At 75.6% G+C, this 3,756-nt stretch carries 4 protein-coding genes; 2 read left to right on the forward strand and 2 right to left on the reverse strand.

Annotated features, from left to right (window positions below; all coding sequences use genetic code 11):
- Nucleotides 1-854 (forward strand): ABC transporter ATP-binding protein (locus ACTUAL_RS06860; RefSeq protein WP_440899661.1); only part of this gene is annotated, 854 nt, incomplete at its 5' end.
- Nucleotides 851-1,693: an ABC transporter permease subunit gene (locus tag ACTUAL_RS06865; RefSeq protein WP_096494698.1), complete on the forward strand. Its 843-nt coding sequence runs from the start codon at nucleotides 851-853 to the stop codon at nucleotides 1,691-1,693. The genes ACTUAL_RS06860 and ACTUAL_RS06865, both read left to right, overlap by 4 nt.
- A gap of 23 nt (nucleotides 1,694-1,716) precedes the next feature.
- On the opposite strand, the gene ACTUAL_RS06870 is transcribed toward ACTUAL_RS06865, so the two are convergent.
- Together ACTUAL_RS06870 and ACTUAL_RS06875 are read right to left on the reverse strand one after the other, a co-directional pair.
- Nucleotides 1,717-2,727: a 3-oxoacyl-ACP synthase III family protein gene (locus tag ACTUAL_RS06870; protein ID WP_096494700.1), complete on the reverse strand. Its 1,011-nt coding sequence runs from the start codon at nucleotides 2,725-2,727 to the stop codon at nucleotides 1,717-1,719.
- Nucleotides 2,728-2,736: 9 nt separating this feature from the next.
- Nucleotides 2,737-3,756, reverse strand: a 1,020-nt coding sequence (locus ACTUAL_RS06875; RefSeq protein ID WP_440899662.1) for a 2-oxo acid dehydrogenase subunit E2, incomplete at its 5' end; no start/stop codon positions are given.

Consider the following 3,756-nt stretch of genomic DNA (forward strand, 5'->3'; position numbering starts at 1 on the left):
CCGCGGTCGACGGGCTGGACCTGCGGGCCGAACGCGGCCAGGTGGTCGCGCTGCTGGGCCCGAACGGCGCGGGCAAGAGCACCACGCTGTGCGCGCTGCTGGGGCTGACCACCCCCACCGAGGGCGTGATCCGGGTCTTCGGGCACCGGGTGCGGCCAGGCGCGCCGGTGCTGTCGCGGGTGGGCGCCTTCGTGGAGGGGGCCGGTTTCCTGCCGGAGCTCACCGGCGCGGAGAACCTGCGCCTGCACTGGGCGACCACGGGCAGGCCGGAGCGGTTGGCGCACCTGGCCGAGGCGGTGGAGGTGGCGGGGCTGGGCGAGGCGCTGGACCGCAAGGTCGGCTCCTACAGCCAGGGGATGCGCCAGCGCCTGGCCATCGCCCGAGCGGTGCTGGGGCTGCCCGACCTGCTGGTGCTGGACGAGCCCACCAATGGGCTGGACCCGGCCCAGATCACCCGGCTGCGGGAGGTGCTGCGCCGGTACGCGACGACCGGGCGGACGGTGCTGCTGTCCTCGCACCTGCTCGCCGAGGTAGAGCAGACCGCCACGCACGTCGTGGTGGTGAACCGGGGCAGGGTGCTGGCGCACGGGCCGGTGGCGGCGGTCGTCGCGGACGGCGGGAGAGCCGGGTTCACCGTGGACTCGCCGGAGCGGGCCGCCGGGGTCCTCGGCGCGCTGCCGGGGGTGGCGCGGGTGCGGGTGGCCGGGTCCGAGGTGCACGTCGACCTGGGAGCGGTGCCGCGCGCCGAGGCGGTGGCCGCGCTGGTGGGCACGGGCGTGGCGGTGGACCGGGCCGGGCCCAGGCACAACCTGGAGGACGTGTTCCTGCGGCACGTGGAGGAGGGCGCCTCGTGAACGGCGCGGCAGAGGGTTTCCGGCCCGCCGGGGCGCTGCGGGTGCGGGTGGAGCTGCGCAGGCAGTTGCGCAGGCGGCGCACGGCGCTGGTGCTGGCGCTGTCCTCGGCGGTGCCGCTGGTGCTGCTGGTGTCGTTCGCGCTCGGCGGCGAGCGGACCGAGCCGGGGGTGGTGGACTACTCGGAGCTCGCGGCCAGCGGTGCGGCCAACTTCGTGGTGTTCTGCCTGTTCGTGGCGGGCACCTACCTGCAACCCGTCACCGTGGCGCTGTTCTTCGGCGACGCGGTGGCGGGCGAGGCGGCTCGGGGCAGTCTGAAGTACCTGCTGGCGGTGCCGGTGGGGCGGGGCGCGCTGCTGGCCCGCAAGGCGCTGGTGGCTGCGGTGCTGTCGGCGGCGTCGTTGGCGGTGCTGCCGCTGACGGCGCTCACCGCCGGGGTGGCGTGGTACGGGCTCGGCGACCTGACCAGCCCGACCGGGGACACGGTGTCGTTCGCGCGGAGCCTGCCCCTGCTGGGGGTGGCGGTGCTGTACTCGGTGGCGCAGCTGTCGTGGGTGGCGGCGCTGGCGCTGCTGCTGTCGGTGGCGACGGACGTGCCGCTGGGGGCGGTGGGAGGCGCGGTGCTGGCAACCATGGTGTCGCAGATCCTGGACCAGGTGGGCGCGCTGGGATCGGTGCGGGAGTTCCTGCCGACCCACCGGTCGTGGTCCTGGATGGACGTCGTGGCCACCCGGCCCCACTGGGACGGGGTGGCCGAGGGGTTGCTGGTGTCCTCGGTGTACGCGGCGGTGTTCGCGACAGCGGCGGTGTGGTGGTTCGGCCGCAAGGACGTCCGGGGCTGAGGAGGGCCGGGAGCGGCCGGGGCTCAGGCCTGGAGCACCGCGCAGGACCAGTGCATCCCGCGCCCGTTGGCGGCCAGCGCGACGAGGTCACCGGGGTTCAGCGCGCCGCTGCTCCACAGGTCGGCCAGGCCGAACAGGTGATCCGCGGCGCCGAGGTGGCCGTGCTCGGCGGCCAGCGCCAGGTTGGTGCGCTCGACCGGGACGCCGATCAGCTCCGCCTGCGCCCTGAGCACCTTCGGGTTGTCGTTGAGCAGCACCAGCCGGGCCAGGTCCTCCTCGGCGCACCCGGCGCGCGCGCAGGCGCGGTGCACCGCGCGGGCGGTGCGGTCGTCGACCTCCTCGGCGAAACCGGTGAAGCGGTCGGCGTCGTAGCCGAAGTGGTCCATGACGTCCCAGGCGTCGCGCACCTCGGGGGCGGGGCCGCCCGGTGTGAACGGGTGGGCGCCGCCGCCCAGGTCCATGCGGAAGAAGTCGGCGTAGCGGCCGTCCGACTCGGTGTGGCAGGCGCGCCACCTCAGGGTCGGGGCTCCGCGCACGGCGACGGCGGCGGCGGCCCCGTCGGAGAACAGCAGGGAGTGCGTGCCGAGCCGGTTCCAGTAGGGCTCGACGACGCGGCAGGCGCCCACGACCAGCGCCGTGGTGTAGTCGGGGTGGGTGGCGAAGCGCCCCGCGGTGGTGTCCAGCGCGGTGACCCCGCCCGCGCACCCCTGGTCGACCAGGACGGCCTCGGCGCGGCGCAGCCCGAGCCGGTGGGCGGTGGCCGCGGCGGCGTCCCAGTAGAGGTAGTCGGCCAGGTCGGTCAGGGCGAGCACGAGCAGGTCGACCTCGTGGGGGCGCACGCCCGCCAGGTCCAGGGCCCGGCCACCCGCGCGGACGGCCAGGTCGGTCACCCCGACGTCGTCCGGGGCGCGGTGGACGGTGCGGTAGCCGTACCCGAGGACGCGCTCGACGTCGTCGGTGTAGTCGGCGACCACGTCCCGGACGGCGACGGGGTCGCCCAGTGCGGTGGCGAGGGCGGTGATGCCGTGGTCCACGGGGCTCTCCTAGTCGAGGAGCTCGTCGATGCGCTCGGGCTCGCGCAGGCTGTCGGCGACGGCGCGCAGGAACTCCGAGGCTTCGCGGCCGTTGATCGCGCGGTGGTCGTAGGCCAGCCCGAGGGTGACCACCCGGCTCTGCCGGAGTTCGCCGTCGACCAGGTCGAGGCGGGTGCGCGTGGCGCTCAGGGAGACCATGGCCAGCTGGGGCCACATGACGATGGGCACGGCGAGCAGGACGTCGTCGCCGGTGTTGAGGGAGATCGTGATCGTGGCCCCGGTGAGCTCGGCGGCGGAGAACGAGCCCCGGACCGCCTTCACCCGCAGGTCCATGATGTCGTCCGCGAGGTCGATCAGCGGGCGGTCGGCGCAGTCGCGGACGACCGGGGTGTAGAGGCCCTTGCCCGCGTCCATGGTGATCGCGACGTGGGGGGTGGGCGCGAGCGCGACGGTGCGGTCGTCGACGAGGGAGCCGAACAGGAGCCCGAACTCGGGGTGGGCGGCGGCGACGGCCTTGACCAGCGCCTCGGTGATGCCGACCTCGGCGTCGTGGTCGCTGGAGAAGCGGGCCAGCCGGTCCAGGAGCCGGTCGACGCGGACCTCCACGGCGGTGAAGGCCGCCGGGACCTCCCGGTGGGCGCGGGCGACGACCGCCGCGGTGCCCTGCTGGACGCGGTCGAGCAGGTGGGTGCGGGCGGTGGCCGCGGGCGGGTGGGCGGCGCCCAGGGGCGCCAGGTCGGACGTGGCGGTGGGGAGCGCGGCGGCGGTGCCTGCGGGTGCGGCTCCGGCCGCCCGGTCGGACGCGGTTCCAGGGGCCGTGAACCGCTCGCCCCCGGCATCAGGCGCGGGCTCGTCGGCGGGTTCCGGCGCTCGGGGGGAGATCGTGGCCAGGTGGGCGCCCACGGGCACCTCCGTCCCGACCTCGACGTGCGCGCGCAGGAAACCGGCGTGCTCGCAGAGCAGTTCCTCGACCGCCTTGGAGGTCTCCAGCTCGACGACCGGGGTGCCGGGTGCGACGGGCGCACCGTC

The sequence above is a fragment of the Actinosynnema sp. genome (genome assembly GCF_052038725.1).